The organism is Alcaligenes sp. AB3, from assembly GCF_031844565.1.
GTDB classification, from domain to species: domain Bacteria; phylum Pseudomonadota; class Gammaproteobacteria; order Burkholderiales; family Burkholderiaceae_B; genus Alcaligenes; species Alcaligenes faecalis.
This window is the reverse complement of record NZ_JAUZVM010000012.1, coordinates 48090-62149: the sequence shown is the minus strand read 5'-3', so window position 1 is coordinate 62149 and position 14060 is coordinate 48090. Positions and strand designations below refer to the sequence as shown.

Here is a 14060-nt window from a genome sequence, read left to right as displayed (position 1 = left end):
GCCCTGAACAGCCGGGCGCCGAACTACCCCGATACGCGGGTCGATCTGATACAGTACCAGCCAGTATGCCTTTCTTACAACGGCCTTCTTTTCAGTGACGACGTCATGACCAGCACACATTCTGCACCCGAACCCAAAATCGATATTGTTCAGTTTCGTGATCTTCTAGAGCGTCTGCACCCTTTTGCCACCGTTCTGGGTATTGATGTCGTACACATTGGCCACGACAACGCCTGTTTGCGCTTGCCCGAGCGCAATGCCCACCAGCGTATGGGTGGCATGGTGGCAGGCCCCATGCTGATGGGGCTGGCTGATCTGGCCTTGTATGCCGCTGTTGTGGGTGCCACGGGCAATCCCGATGCCGTCACCTCCAGCCTGACCATCAACTTCCTGCGCAAGGCCCCTCCCGGCGATATTCTGGCTCATGCCCGGATTCACAAGACTGGCCGTACCTGCGCGGGCGATGTTCTGCTGGAGCCTGCCAACGGTGGCCCGGCAGTCGCACAAGTTATCAGCACCTGGTCCCTGCCTCGCGCCAAATAAACCATGTTTGCAAAGTCTCAAACGACCGGCCCGAGCCAGCTCTGGCTGGCGGAGTTGCAATCCTCCCTACGATTGGGCGGCCCCCTGATTCTGACCAATCTGGCTCAAGTCAGCCTGTTGGCAACCAACCTGATTTACATGGGCCGCCTTGGCCCTGATGAGCTAGCCGCCGGATCCCTGTCCGCCAGCCTATATCAAGCTTTCATGATCTTCAGCATGGGGCTGGTATCTGCTGTCGTTCCCATGCTGGCCACTACGCTGGGACGGCGACTGCGCAATGTACGCGAGTCCCAGCAAATCATTCGCCATGGTTTTCTGACGGCATTGCTGATTACCTTGCCCGCCTGGATGGTGCTGTGGAATGCCGAGCACATCTTGCTGGCGATGGGCCAGGACCCGGTAGTCGCGGCGCGCTCCGTCACCTATATGCATACCCTGCAATGGGCCTTGCTGCCCTATCTGGGCTACATCGTGCTGCGTTCCTTCCTGGCGGCCATGGAAAAACCGGGGTGGACCCTGGCGGTGGCCATTACGGCTATTGGCATCAATGCCATGCTGGGCTGGCTCCTGGTCTTTGGCAATCTGGGCATGCCCGCCATGGGGTTGGCGGGTGCGGGTCTGGCGACCACCTTGTCCAGCATCTTCATGTTTGCAGCCCTGAGCTGGGTGGTACTGCGTGATCCGCGCTTTAGACGCTACTACCTGTTTAACGATGCGTGGCAATGGAGCCTAAAGCGCCTGTGGAAGATGTGGGCGCTGGGCATTCCGATTGCGATTACCTTTACCCTGGAAACTCTGGTCTTTTATGCCGCCGTCATGATGATGGGCGTGCTGGGGCAATCGGATCTGGCCGCGCACGCGATTGCCATGCAGATCTGCTCGGTGTCCTACATGATCCCCTTGGGTTTCAGCCAGGTTGCCACCATCCGTGTGGGGCTGGCCGCAGGCCGGGTCGATCCTTTGGGTGCACGTCGTGCCGGCTGGATTTCCTACATTCTGGGGGTGGGCTTCATGGGACTGGCGGCCCTGGTGTTCTGGTTCGCCCCCTTGATCCTGATTGGTCTGTTCCTGGATCTGGATGCCCCTGAAAACCAGGCCGTTATTCAACTGGCCATTACCTTCCTGGCACTGGCCGCCCTGTTCCAGATCAGTGATGGCGCTCAAGCCGTCGCTGCGGGGATGCTACGCGGCCTGCATGACACACGCATACCCATGTTGCTGGCTTTGTTAGGGTATTGGGTGCTGGGCGTTCCTACGGGCTCTTTGCTGGCTTTCCAGTTCAGTATGGGCGGGACGGGAATCTGGATCGGGCTGGTAACAGGTTTATCGGTGGTTGCCGTGCTCATGACGCTGCGCTGGATGCGGGCATCGACACGCTTGGGACGCAAGCGGCCTGCACAGGCAGCATAGTTCTGAGGTCGGTTCCATAGATCGATTTTGCATGTCGACTCTGTATTCTGGCTCTGTATTTCAGCTCTGTGCGTCAACCTTGTCTTCCTGAACGGATAACAAACCAGACCCGGAACAAACACCGAACAAGCTCAGACTTGAACCAGGCAACAGCCTGAAAAGCGACACAGTCCACCTATAACAAAGCCCCTTGTCGGACTCTCCGACTAGGGGCTTTGTTTGTCTACAGACTGCGGGGCAGCTTACTGCTTGGGCAGTTTGCTGGCCACGCCTTCCACGTAGTAATCCATGCGGTTCAACGCATCGTCATCCAGGAAACCGGATTCCAGACGTACCTTGCCGTCGTTGTCCTTGATCGGTGCGGCAAAAGGTTGCAGCGTGCCAGCCTCGATCTCGGCCTGTTTGGCCAGAACGAACTCTTTCACGTCAGCAGGTACTTCAGGACCGAAGCCTTCCAAAGCTGCCATACCGGACTTCAGGCCACCCCAGGTGCTGTCGTTCTGCCATTTACCATCCAGAACTTCAGTGGCTTTGCGAGTGAAGTAGTCACCCCAGTGGTGCGTCACAGCAGCCAGCTGGGCTTTAGGACCGAACTTGCTCATGTCGGAGTGGTAGGCAATCGCGTATTTGCCTGCTTCTTCAGCCGCTTGCACGGTAGCAGTGGAGTCGGTGTGGTGAGTCACCACATCCGCGCCCTGACCCAGCAGCGTGACCGCTGCATCTCGCTCTTTACCTGGGTCGTACCAGCTATTGGCCCAAACCACACGCACCTGGGCTTCGGGGTTCACGCTCTTCAAACCGATGGCGAAGGCGTTGATACCTTGCAGCACTTCAGGAATGGGGTGAGCACCCACGTAACCGACCACATTGGATTTGGTCATTTTGCCAGCCAGCACGCCAGCCAGGTAACGGGACTCGTAGAAACGGGCGTTGGTGGTCGCCACGTTAGGAGCCGTCTTGTAGCCGGTGGAGTGGACAAATTTCACGTCAGGAAACTGCTTGGCCACTTTTTGCGTCTGGTTCATATAGCCAAACGAGGTCGTGAAAATCAGCTTGTTGCCTTGCTGGGCCAGATCGCGAATCACGCGCTCTGCGTCAGCACCTTCAGGCACGTTTTCCACGTACTGAGTAACCACACGCCCTTTCAGGGCCTCTTCCATTTCAAGACGGCCAATATCCTGCTGCCAGGTCCAACCGGCTTCACCGATAGGGCTGACATACACAAAACCGATTTTCAGGGGTTCTTGATCGTTTGCCTGAGCGGACACAGGCAAGGCGGCCAGGGGGGAAGCGATGGCAGCGGCCATCAGGGCCTTGCGCATAAAGTTTCCAGTCATGTCAGTCCTCTAGTTGTTGGGATTGAAGTTTTTGCCAAGCGATGCAGGCATATTCAACCTGATCCAGTTAGCGTTTCGGGAAATTAAAACCAGCACAATAATCGTGGCCAGATACGGCATCATGGCCAGCAATTGCGAGGCTACCGGAACACCCAGAGCCTGCGCATGATAGGTCAGGATCGTGACCCCACCAAACAAGTAAGCGCCCAGCATCACGCGCCAGGGACGCCAGGTTGCAAAGGTCGTCAGTGCCAGGGCAATCCAGCCACGCCCGGCGACCATATTCTCTACCCACATGGGTGTGTAGACCAGACAGATGAAGGCACCGGCCAGACCGCAGCAGGCACCGCCAAACATCAAGGCCCCCAGGCGAATGTAGCGCACGTTGTAGCCCAGCGAATGGGCCGAAGCGGGCGACTCACCCACGGCGCGCAAGACCAGGCCAGACCGTGTACGAGCCAGGAACCAGGCCACGGCAATACACAACACCCAGGACACATAGACCATGTAATGCTGCTGGAAGAACGCAGGCCCGATCAGCGGAATGTCTTTCAAAACCGGAATGGACAGCTTGGTGACAGTCAGGGAATTGCCGGTGAAAGGCAGGCCGATATAGGCGGAGGCCCCTACCCCGAAGAGCGACAAGGCCAGGCCACAAGCCACCTGGTTGGCCCCCAGCCAGACCGTCAGCCAGGCAAAGGCAGCGGCCATCACGGCTCCCACAACGGCGCCCAGCACAAAGCCCAACGCAGGGCTGCCCGTCTGCACGGCCACGGCAAAGCCCACAATGGCCGCCATCAGCATCATGCCTTCCGAGCCCAGATTGATGACACCCGATTTTTCATTGATCAGCAAACCCAAGGCTGCCAGGAGCAAAGGGGTGCCTGCGTTGATGGTTGCGGCTAGCAAAGGTGCAATCGCGTCCATTACTTTCTCCAGACCAAACGCTTGGTGATGAGCACGTCACAAGCCAACAAGGAAAACAGGAGGATGCCCTGGAAAATGCCGGTAATCGCATTGGGCAGACCCAAACGACTTTGGGCCAATTCCCCACCGATATAGAGCAAGGACATCACAAAAGAGGAAAATATCAATCCCAGCGGGTGCAGTCGCCCCACAAAGGCCACGATAATGGCCGCAAAACCATAGCCGGGAGAAATCGAAGGGGTCAGTTGCCCAACCGGGCCCATGACTTCTGCGGCACCCGCCAGCCCAGCCAATGCACCCGAAATCAGCAAGGAGCTCCACAAGGCTTTACGGGAGGAAAAGCCGGCATACCGAGCTGCCAAGGGAGCCATGCCGCCCACTCGCAGACGAAAACCAGCCATGCTTCGTGTCAGAAAGAGCCAGGCAGCCACCGAAGCGATCAGCGCCAGCACAATACCGCTATGCAAGCGAGTGCCGGGCAAGACGGCGGGCAACAGGAAGCCATCCGAAAACAGGCTGGATTGCGGAAAGCCGAAACCATCAGGATCACGCAAGGCACCGTGCACCAGATAGCTGAGCAGGTGCTGGGCCACATAGACCAGCATCAGGGACACCAGAATCTCGTTGGCATTGAAACGGTCTTTCAAGAAAGCCACAATCGCGGCCCAGGCCATGCCACCGAGCATGCCGCAGGCCAGGGCGACGCTAATCAGAAAAAAGCCACCGTTATCGCCATTGTCTACCTGCAGGACAAAAGCCCCGGCTGCCAGCGCTCCCATCACCAACTGCCCTTCTGCCCCGATATTGAAGATATTGGCCCGGAAGCAAATTGCCAGGCCAACAGAAATCAGCAGCAGAGGAATCAGCTTGACGCCCACCTCGGCCCAACCATTCAGGTCACGCAAAGGCTCCAGAAAAAATACGTTCAAGCCCGCCAAAGGGTTTTTGCCCAGCGACCAGAACAAGGTTCCGGCGACCACCATGGTCAACAAGACCGCCAGCAAAGGCGAACACCAGGCCATCAAGGTGGAGGGCGTGGCACGAGTCTCAAGCCTGAACATGCTCACCCTCCTCCCACAAACCGCTCATCCATTGCCCAATCTGATCAACACTGGCTTGCGCCACGGGAATAGAGGGAGACATACGACCTTTGGAGATAACAATCAGGCGATCAGCAATCGCAAACAATTCATCCAGCTCTTCGGAGATCACCAGTAAGGCGCAGCCTGCATCGCGCAAGGCCAGCAACTCGGCGTGAATCTGGGCAGCGGCCCCCACGTCCACTCCCCAGGTTGGCTGGGCAATCACCAGAATGCGCGGCTGGCGAGTCACTTCCCGACCAATAATGTACTTTTGCAGATTCCCGCCCGACAGGCTGTTGGCAGCGGCCTGCTCGTTGGAGGCCTTGACGCGGAAACGCTTGATAATCCCTCCCGCCAGACGGCGGATACTGGGAAAGCGCAGAAAACCACGCTTCACCGTTTCCGGGTTTTGATGAGACAGCAGCAGGTTTTGAGCCAGAGACAACTCCGGCACAGCACCGCGTCCCAAACGCTCCTCGGGGACAAAACCCATACCCTGGTCACGTCGCCAGGCCGCATCACGCTGGGCAATCGCCTGGCCATCCAGCAAAATCATGTCTGCCTGCGCACGGGTATCTTCACCCGACAAGGCCGCCAGCAACTCCTGCTGACCATTACCGGAAATACCGGCTACCCCCAGAATTTCACCCTGGTGCAGATCAAAACTGACATCCTGCAATTCACAGGCAAAAGGATGGGATTTGCTCAACTGCAGATTACGTACCTGCAAGAGCGTGCCGCCTTGTTGCATGCTGCGTTCACCCAGAGACTGGGGCTCGGCACCAATCATCAGGCGCGACAGGCTGGCCGTGGTTTCCTCACGAGGATCGCAGTAACCCGTGACCTTGCCCATGCGCATGACCGTACAGGCATTGCACAATTCGCGAATTTCATCGAGCTTGTGGCTGATATAGACAATGCTGCAACCTTCTGCGGCCAGTTGGCGCAAGGTGCCAAACAAACGGCGCACGGCCTGCGGCGTCAGCACTGACGTGGGTTCATCCAGAATCAGCAGCTTGGGCTTGCCCAGCAAAGCCCGCACAATTTCCACCCGCTGGCACTCGCCCACAGACAAGGTGTGAATGTGACGTTGCGGGTCCAGGTCCAGCCCGTACTGGCTGGCAGTCTCGCTAATGCGGCCCGCCAGCTCCTGCATATTGGTGGAAGCAGGCAAACCCAGCGCAATGTTTTCCGTGACAGTCAGGGTGTCAAACAAGGAAAAGTGCTGGAACACCATGCCAATGCCCAATTGTCGGGCTGCAGCCGGGCTGCTGATCTGAACGGGCTGACCGTCCCACAGAATCTGACCCTGATCCGGTTTGACCACCCCGTAAATAATCTTCATCAGGGTGGACTTGCCTGCGCCATTCTCCCCCAGCACGGCGTGAATCTGCCCCGGAAGAATAGACAGGGAAATATTGTCATTGGCCACCACCGCGGGATAGGCCTTGGTGATATTGCGAAGTTCGAGGCGTGGCACAGCCTTGGGGTCTGGGGATACCGTTTGCTCACCGGACTCAGAAGAATGGCCCACGGGAGACGATGGGGTCATGGCTGTATCAGCAAAAAAATATAAAACGCCCGAGCAAGCGCTGCATGGCCTGCTCAGACGTACAAAAAGGGAAGAAGAACCTGGGGCTTAACGCTTGCCCAAGGCTTGCTCTATTTTCTTATCAGTCTTGTATTGGCTAAGAGAATATACCGCCCAAATGGCGGCAGGAATCCATCCAATGACGGTCAACTGCAAAATCAGGCAAATAATGCCTGCTACAGGCCGACCAATCGTGAAAAAAACCAGCCATGGCAACAGCAGTGCGATCAGTAAGCGCATGAGAACACTCGCAATAATCTGAGAAGAGCGCTATTTTACCCTTTATTGCCCGACTGATTCATTTGCCTTCCAACAAGTACAACAAGAGGCCCGGATCAGCCGTGCTGAGCCGGGCCTGGATCACGAACAAAATTTACAGCAGTTCTTTGCGCAGTTGAGCTGGCGTCTTGGGCGAGAGCAGGCCTGGGGCCACGTCCAGGACAGTCTGGGCACCAGTCTGACCGTTCTTGTTCATGCGGTACGCGGCGCGCGCATAAGCGACCAGTACGCTGGACGTGAATTCGGGATTGCTGCCCAGATTCAGTGCGTACTCCACCACCTGCTGCGAACCCGAGCCGGACTGACCGCTACGAATCACAAAACCACCGTGCGGCATGGCGGCATGGTCGCGAGCCAGAGTTTCGGCATCAATGAAGTTCACTTCGGTGTCGTAGTCTGCAAAATAGTCAGGCATGGTGACAATTGCTTCACGCACGGTATCAGCATCCGCGCCCTGCTCCAGCACGACAAAGCACTGACGTTTGTGCTTTTCACGGGTACTGAGTTCAGGCTGTTCGCCATTGCGCACACGCTGTACCGCAGCTTCGATAGGCAAGGTGTATTGCACACCACCGGCCACACCAGCCACACGACGGATCGCATCCGAGTGGCCTTGGCTCAGGCCCTTGCCCCAGAAGGTGTAAGTCTGGCCAACCGGCAAAACGCATTCGCCGTACAGGCGATTCAGGGAGAACAGGCCTGGGTCCCAGCCCACCGCGATCAGAGCCGTGGTGCCAGCGCCCTGAGCGGCCGCATCGACAGCCGCGTAGTACTCGGGGATACGGGCATGGGTATCAAAGCTGTCCACCGTTGTGAACCAGCGCGCCAAGGCCGGGCCTTGCTCGGGCAGGTCATTTTTAGAGCCACCACAGAGAATCAGCACATCAATATCATTGCGGTACTGTTCGATCTGGTCCAGGGCGCGCACGGGCACGCCTGCACTTTGCAGACGCAGGGAAGCAGGGTCACGACGAGTAAAAACGCTGACCAGCTCCATGTCCGGGTTTTGTGCCAGGGCCAGCTCTACGCCTCGCCCTAAATTGCCGTAACCTGCAATACCGACACGGATTTTGCTACTCATGGTGTTTTCCTTAAAACTGATAAATAAGTGCTGTCAGAACTGCTGCGCTCTGAAGCGGCTGGCCTAGTCGCTGATCATGCGGGCGGCAAAGCCCATGAACAACAGCCCCACCGAGCCATTGCCCATACGGGACAAACGCTGATGACGTCGGAAAATTCCTGCCAGACGGTCACCGCCAAAAATCAGCAAAGACAAATAACAAATGCTGATCAGCTCCACCACCAGACCCAACAGCATAAAGGCCAGGCCTGTGTGACCTTTGGACGGGTCCACAAACTGCACGAAAAAGGACAGGAAGAACAAGATGGCCTTGGGATTCAACAAGCTCAGGAGCAAGGCCTTGCGAAAGCGGGTTTCGTGACGCAAACGCGTGTCCACGGACTGGACCGGGCCGCCTTGCCTGAAGGCTGACTGTAACAGCCGCACCCCCAAATACAACAAATAAGCCGCGCCCAGCCAGCGTATGCCCATATACAACATGGGCAGCGTCTTAAGCAGCGAGGCAGCGCCCAAGGCTGTCAGCGTCATCAAAATACCATCGCCCACGACAACACCCAAGGCCGCTTTATAACCTTCGCGCACGCCATGTCCGGCGCCACTGGCCAGAACGTATAAAGAATTGGGTCCGGGCAATAGCACGATAAACACCGTACCCACCACAAAGGCCCAGAAATTGATAACACCGATTTGTTCGAACACGCCGGCCTCGCTAAACGCAGCAGAATCCGCAATTTTAGCGCTAAAAAAATGCCCCTGGCACGGGTGGAATGCCAGGGGCGATCAGGTCAATTTGTAAGGTCTACGCTGCCGGACTGACTCGGCTACGCATTACCGGACCTGATGGACTACGCAGTCGCTAGTTCCTGGGTCTGGAACTGCTCCTGTTTCATGGTGCCTTCCTGCTGGAAACGAACGTGCCAGGACAAGGCCTCTTCCAAAATGTGGGGCGTATGGCCGCCACGTTGGCTGGCGCGTTCAACGTAGTCCAGCAAGGCAGGACGATAGTCGGGGTGAGCACATTTTTCGATGATGACGCGGGCACGCTCACGGGGAGCCAAACCACGCAAATCAGCCAGGCCCCATTCGGAAACCAGCACGGCCACATCGTGCTCGCAATGGTCTACGTGCGATGCCATAGGCACCACGCTGGAGATAGCACCATCTTTGGCGACGGACTTGCTGACAAAAATGGACAGGTGCGCATTACGGGCGAAATCACCGGAGCCGCCAATGCCATTCATCATGTGGGTGCCACAGACATGGGTGGAATTCACGTTGCCGTAGATATCAAACTCCAGGGCGGTGTTGATCGCGATAATGCCCAGGCGACGCACCAGTTCCGGGTGATTACTGATTTCCTGAGGACGCAGCACCAGCTTGTCGCGGTAGTTTTCCAAACCTTCCAGGAATTGCGCCATTTTGGGAGCCGACAGGGTCAAGGACGAAGCCGAGGCAAAGCTCAGCTGGCCGGAGTCCAGCATGGCAATCGCGCTGTCCTGCAAGACTTCCGAGTACATTTTCAGGTCGGTGAAGGGAGAATCCAGCAGGCCATACGTCACGGCATTGGCAATCGTGCCGATACCAACCTGCAAAGGCAGCAAGGAGTGGCTCATACGGCCAGCATCTACTTCGCCTTTCAGGAATTCAATAATGTGACCGGCAATTGCCTTGGTTTCTTCATCAGGTGGCAGCACGCTGGAGGGGCTGTCCAAAGCATCGGTCACTACAATACCCACGATGCGGGACGGATCCACCTGAATGGCGGTGCTGCCAATACGCTGGTCCACATCCGTCAATTCAATAGGCTGACGATTGGGGCGAGCCTCGGGCACGTAGATATCGTGCAAGCCTTCCATTTCCACCGGCATGCTCAGGTTCAGCTCAACAATGATTTGTTTGGCTTGCTGGGCAAAGCTGGCCGAATTGCCTACCGACGTCGTTGGCACAATCGCGCCGGTTTCAGTAATGGCAACAGCTTCGATAACAGCGATGTCGATGGCGGGCAGGTTGCCCGAACGCATGTGCTCCACCGTCAGGGACAAGTGCTGGTCGGTGAACAGGACCTTGCCTTCATTGATATGACGGCGCAATACCGAGTCCACTTGAAACGGCGAGCGGCGGGCCAGCACACCGGCCTCGGCCATCATGCCGTCGCTATCATTACCCAGCGAAGCGCCGGTAACCACATTCAGTTTTAATTGCTCGGTCTGGGCGCGCTCGGCCAAGGCACGAGGCATGACCTTACAGTCCCCAGCGCGGGTAAAACCGCTCATCCCGACATTCATCCCGTCCTTGAAGAAGGCGACTGCCTCCTGAGCGGTCATGACTTTGCCTTCCAATTCGGGGGAACGAATGCGATCCTTGAACATCGTGTGCTCCTGTCTCTGTGTCATTGATCTACCTGTTGTTGCTTTCGGAAGGAGCCGGGGCCGAAAGCGCCAGGCGAGATCTTCACGCAACAGAACGACATCACGCTTTAAAAATAGTGGCTGTATGAGCCGGAGATAAAAAGCCGAAATCGCCCTGACAACAGGCGTTTATGTTTTTTGAACAAAGCCAGCATAGCATCGCCATAATGAATAAAATAACTCATACGAAGTCGTAAAAGTCATAGACAAAAGGCCAGCTAATCATGGACATTCGATCCTTGCGATACTTCATTGAAACCGTTAAACATCAAAGCTTTACGCAAGCCGCACAGAGTCTGAACGTGACGCAATCGACCATCAGCAAGATGGTGAAGCAGTTGGAAGATGAGCTGGGCGAGCCCTTGCTGATCCGCGATCATCGTCAATTGCAGCTGACCGATTGCGGCAAAGTGGTGCTGGAGCGAGGGCAGGAAGTTTTGCAGAGCATGCAGGGCTTGCTGCGAGAGGTTCATGAAGTTCAAGCACTGCAACGCGGTCGTCTGGATGTCGGTATTCCACCCATGATTAATGTGCTGTTTACAGAGGTGCTCAAGACCTTCAAGAACCGGCATCCGCAGATCGAGCTGATTCTGCATGAGGAAACCGGCATGGGGATCGAGCGCATGGTCGCGGCGGGCACGGTTGAAATGGGGCTAAGTATTCTGCCTTTGGGGCCGGAGTTGAATGTGTCGGCTACTCCCGTGGCCAAACATGCTGTTTGGGCGATTGGCCATAAAGATACGCTGGCCGGTGCACAAAAGAAGATCAAGCTGCGGGAGCTGGAAAAGCATCCTTTGATTTTCCTGGGCGAAGACTATGCCCTGACCCGTATGTTGCGGCGTGCTTTTGCTCACGCAGGCTTGCGGGCGAATATTGCGGCGCAAAGCAATCAGTGGGATTGGGTGGCTTCCATGGCGCAGGCAGGCATGGGGGTGGCTTTACTGCCCCAGCCGTTTCTGTCTCGGCTGGAACCGGGGGACTGGGTTGCCAAAGAAGTGGTGGAGCCGGCGTTGAACTGGGAAGTGGCGCTGCTGTGGAATGGACGGTATCTGTCGCAGGCGGCCAGAGCGTGGCTACAGGTCTGTGCGGATGTGTTGGGCGGGAACTGGCCGGAGCTTGAAGGAGATTTATAGCAGGACTATTTATTAGCCCTTGAATGCTCATCGTGTATTCAACACCAGGCTAAGGCCGGCCCAATTGCATTGAATTGTCATGTACATGCAGGAGCATGTCTTTCTTATTTGACATCGCTTCGGTTTGGAAGAGCCTGGATTAATGCGTAGGCAATCTCTATGAAGCACCACATGGAACATAAAGCGTCAAACACCTCTTTGGTTCCACATCCCTGCCAATTTCTCGTACATGAAACGACTGAAAAATCGCGCCATCTCATGCATCGAGCCGCTCAAGCCGTCTGCCCCTGACTCGGGGCGATTCAGACTGCTTGCCGCGGGCTGTTCTGGAATCCGGGATGCAAGCCCTGTGTTGTTCGAGCGGGACGCTTGTACTTGGTCCGGGGGACCAAGTACCCCGGGAGTTCACAGGGCGCCCGGACTCCAGAACAGACAAGGGTACCGGTGCGCAGCACCGGCAAGTAGTCAAGCCCCGAGTCAGGGGCAGACGGCTTGAGCGGCGTCTTTCCTGAGACGACTTTTCTCAAAGAACCCGATCAATGCTGAAGCATTCCCGATACACAACAACTACTTGTCACCCCACCCCCAGACAAAAAAAAGAGCCACCCCAAACAGGGTGGCCCTCTTGAACAGCCAGGTCCAACAATCAGAAAGACTTAAGCAGTCACTTTCTCTGCAACCGTCTCTTCAACGTCAGCCGAACTACGGATCAGGTAATCAAATGCGCTCAAAGCAGCTTTGGCACCTTCACCTGCAGCAATAACGATCTGTTTGAAAGGAACGGTCGTTACATCACCAGCGGCAAACACACCAGCCAGCGAAGTCGCACCGCGAGCATCAACCTCGATCTCGCCATGACGCGACAGACCCACATCGCTATCCTTCAACCATTCCGTGTTGGGCACCAGACCAATCTGAACGAATACACCATCCAGCTTCAGGCTCTTGGCTTCCTGAGTAGCACGATCCAGATAATTCAGACCCACCACCTTGGTGCCATCACCCAGAACTTCAGTCGTCTGAGCCTGCATGATGATCGACACGTTAGGCAGACTGCGCAGCTTGGTCTGCAAAACCTGGTCAGCACGCAAGGCATCACCGAACTCGATCAAGGTAACGTGCTTGACCAAACCAGCCAGGTCAATCGCCGCCTCGACGCCGGAGTTACCACCGCCGACCACAGCTACGTCCTTGCCCTTGAACAAAGGACCATCACAGTGCGGGCAGTACGCCACACCACGGTTACGGTAATCCTGCTCACCAGGCACATTCAGTTCACGCCAGCGGGCACCGGTAGCCAGAATCACGGACTTGGCCTTGAGCTGAGCGCCGCCATCCACATCTACAATGACCTGCTTGCCTTCACGACGAATGCCCTTGGCACGATGCAGATTCATGATGTCCACATCGTAGGCTTTGACGTGCTGCTCCAGCGCCGTTGCAAACGCAGGACCATTGGTCTCAACCACCGAGATGTAGTTCTCGATAGACATGGTGTCCAGCACCTGACCACCAAAACGCTCGGCCAGCACACCCGTACGAATACCCTTGCGAGCAGCATACACAGCAGCGGCTGCACCAGCAGGACCACCGCCGACGATCAGCACATCAAACTCGTCCTTGGCATTCAAGGCTTCAGCACGAGCCGAGTTATCGCCCGTATCCAGCTTGGCCAGCAACTCTTCAGCACTGGCACGGCCTTGATGGAACATTTCGCCATTCAAGAACACGGCCGGAACCGACATGATGTTGCGCTGCTGAACCTCATCCTGGAACAGGGCACCGTCAATCGCCACGTGCTTGATACGTGGGTTGATCACGGACATGGCGTTCAAGGCCTGCACCACGTCAGGACAGTTCTGGCACGACAGCGAGAAATACGTTTCAAAAACAAAGTCGCCGGGCAGATTACGGATCTGCTCAATCACAGCGGCATCCAGTTTGATCTCATGGCCACCCACTTGCAGCAGGGCCAGAATCAAAGAGGTAAATTCGTGTCCCATCGGGATACCCGCAAAGCTCACGCTAATGTCGGTACCGGGACGGTTGATTTGGAAGGAAGGCTTGCGCTCTTGCGCATCCGCATCTTCGCGATAGCTGGTCTTGTCGGACAGACCATCAATTTCTTGCAACAGTTCGCGCAGCTCGACGGACTTGGCGCCAGTATCCAGCGTCGCAACGATCTCGATCGGTTGCGTGATCTTCTCGAGGTATGCCTTCAATTGAGTTTTGATGTTTGCATCTAACATGTGAAACGCCCTTTATCCTG

12 protein-coding genes are annotated in these 14060 nt (G+C 56.4%); 3 read left to right on the top strand and 9 right to left on the bottom strand.

Going from position 1 to position 14060, the window contains the following annotated elements; translation table 11 throughout:
- The first annotated feature begins 105 nt into the window (after positions 1–105).
- Together Q9R35_RS17570 and Q9R35_RS17565 are read left to right on the top strand one after the other, a co-directional pair.
- Positions 106–543 (top strand): PaaI family thioesterase, encoded by a 438-nt coding sequence (locus tag Q9R35_RS17570; protein WP_311220202.1) that lies wholly within the window; start codon positions 106–108, stop codon positions 541–543.
- Between the two features lie 3 nt (positions 544–546).
- Positions 547–1953, top strand: a complete 1407-nt coding sequence (locus Q9R35_RS17565; protein WP_311220201.1) for an MATE family efflux transporter — start codon at positions 547–549, stop codon at positions 1951–1953.
- A 242-nt stretch (positions 1954–2195) separates the two neighbouring features.
- Here the strand turns inward: Q9R35_RS17565 and Q9R35_RS17560 are convergent, their stop codons facing one another.
- From Q9R35_RS17560 to Q9R35_RS17525, 8 genes are all read right to left on the bottom strand, one after another.
- Complete coding sequence (locus Q9R35_RS17560) at positions 2196–3275, bottom strand: BMP family ABC transporter substrate-binding protein (RefSeq protein ID WP_042489290.1); 1080 nt, start codon at positions 3273–3275, stop codon at positions 2196–2198.
- A 24-nt stretch (positions 3276–3299) separates the two neighbouring features.
- The gene (locus Q9R35_RS17555) at positions 3300–4217 is read right to left on the bottom strand and encodes an ABC transporter permease (protein ID WP_042489288.1); all 918 of its coding nucleotides are present in this window, start codon (positions 4215–4217) and stop codon (positions 3300–3302) included.
- A complete protein-coding gene (locus Q9R35_RS17550) occupies positions 4217–5278 on the bottom strand; it encodes an ABC transporter permease (RefSeq protein ID WP_042489285.1) in 1062 nt (353 codons plus the stop codon). The genes Q9R35_RS17555 and Q9R35_RS17550 overlap by 1 nt, the downstream gene beginning before the upstream one ends.
- Positions 5265–6851: an ABC transporter ATP-binding protein gene (locus tag Q9R35_RS17545; RefSeq protein ID WP_233249502.1), complete on the bottom strand. Its 1587-nt coding sequence runs from the start codon at positions 6849–6851 to the stop codon at positions 5265–5267. The genes Q9R35_RS17550 and Q9R35_RS17545 overlap by 14 nt, the downstream gene beginning before the upstream one ends.
- Positions 6852–6938: 87 nt before the next feature.
- Positions 6939–7130, bottom strand: coding sequence for a YqaE/Pmp3 family membrane protein (locus tag Q9R35_RS17540; RefSeq protein ID WP_009454854.1), 192 nt, complete (start codon positions 7128–7130; stop codon positions 6939–6941).
- A gap of 133 nt (positions 7131–7263) precedes the next feature.
- Entirely contained in the window at positions 7264–8250 is a 987-nt protein-coding gene (locus Q9R35_RS17535; protein WP_042489282.1) for a diaminopimelate dehydrogenase, read from the bottom strand.
- A 63-nt stretch (positions 8251–8313) separates the two neighbouring features.
- Positions 8314–8949 (bottom strand): leucine efflux protein LeuE, encoded by a 636-nt coding sequence (gene leuE / locus Q9R35_RS17530; protein ID WP_042489280.1) that lies wholly within the window; start codon positions 8947–8949, stop codon positions 8314–8316.
- Positions 8950–9095: 146 nt separating this feature from the next.
- Positions 9096–10619, bottom strand: coding sequence for an acetyl-CoA hydrolase/transferase family protein (locus Q9R35_RS17525; RefSeq protein WP_109089948.1), 1524 nt, complete (start codon positions 10617–10619; stop codon positions 9096–9098).
- A 263-nt stretch (positions 10620–10882) separates the two neighbouring features.
- Between Q9R35_RS17525 and Q9R35_RS17520 the strand changes: the two genes are divergently transcribed.
- The gene (locus Q9R35_RS17520; protein ID WP_042489272.1) at positions 10883–11791 is read left to right on the top strand and encodes a LysR family transcriptional regulator; all 909 of its coding nucleotides are present in this window, start codon (positions 10883–10885) and stop codon (positions 11789–11791) included.
- Between the two features lie 656 nt (positions 11792–12447).
- Here the strand turns inward: Q9R35_RS17520 and ahpF are convergent.
- Entirely contained in the window at positions 12448–14040 is a 1593-nt protein-coding gene (ahpF, locus tag Q9R35_RS17515; protein WP_042488723.1) for an alkyl hydroperoxide reductase subunit F, read from the bottom strand.
- Between the last annotated feature and the right edge of the window lie 20 nt (positions 14041–14060).

What these genes read in the sequence shown, in the direction of transcription:
- Q9R35_RS17540 (WP_009454854.1), bottom strand. Translation starts at nt 7,130, where the DNA reads ATGCGCTTACTGATCGCACTGCTGTTGCCATGGCTGGTTTTTTTCACG.
- Q9R35_RS17525 (WP_109089948.1), bottom strand. Translation starts at nt 10,619, where the DNA reads ATGTTCAAGGATCGCATTCGTTCCCCCGAATTGGAAGGCAAAGTCATG.
- Q9R35_RS17570 (WP_311220202.1), top strand. Translation starts at nt 106, where the DNA reads ATGACCAGCACACATTCTGCACCCGAACCCAAAATCGATATTGTTCAG.
- Q9R35_RS17560 (WP_042489290.1), bottom strand. Translation starts at nt 3,275, where the DNA reads ATGCGCAAGGCCCTGATGGCCGCTGCCATCGCTTCCCCCCTGGCCGCC.
- ahpF (WP_042488723.1), bottom strand. Translation starts at nt 14,040, where the DNA reads ATGTTAGATGCAAACATCAAAACTCAATTGAAGGCATACCTCGAGAAG.
- Q9R35_RS17535 (WP_042489282.1), bottom strand. Translation starts at nt 8,250, where the DNA reads ATGAGTAGCAAAATCCGTGTCGGTATTGCAGGTTACGGCAATTTAGGG.
- Q9R35_RS17550 (WP_042489285.1), bottom strand. Translation starts at nt 5,278, where the DNA reads ATGTTCAGGCTTGAGACTCGTGCCACGCCCTCCACCTTGATGGCCTGG.
- Q9R35_RS17555 (WP_042489288.1), bottom strand. Translation starts at nt 4,217, where the DNA reads ATGGACGCGATTGCACCTTTGCTAGCCGCAACCATCAACGCAGGCACC.
- Q9R35_RS17520 (WP_042489272.1), top strand. Translation starts at nt 10,883, where the DNA reads ATGGACATTCGATCCTTGCGATACTTCATTGAAACCGTTAAACATCAA.
- Q9R35_RS17565 (WP_311220201.1), top strand. Translation starts at nt 547, where the DNA reads ATGTTTGCAAAGTCTCAAACGACCGGCCCGAGCCAGCTCTGGCTGGCG.
- Q9R35_RS17545 (WP_233249502.1), bottom strand. Translation starts at nt 6,851, where the DNA reads ATGACCCCATCGTCTCCCGTGGGCCATTCTTCTGAGTCCGGTGAGCAA.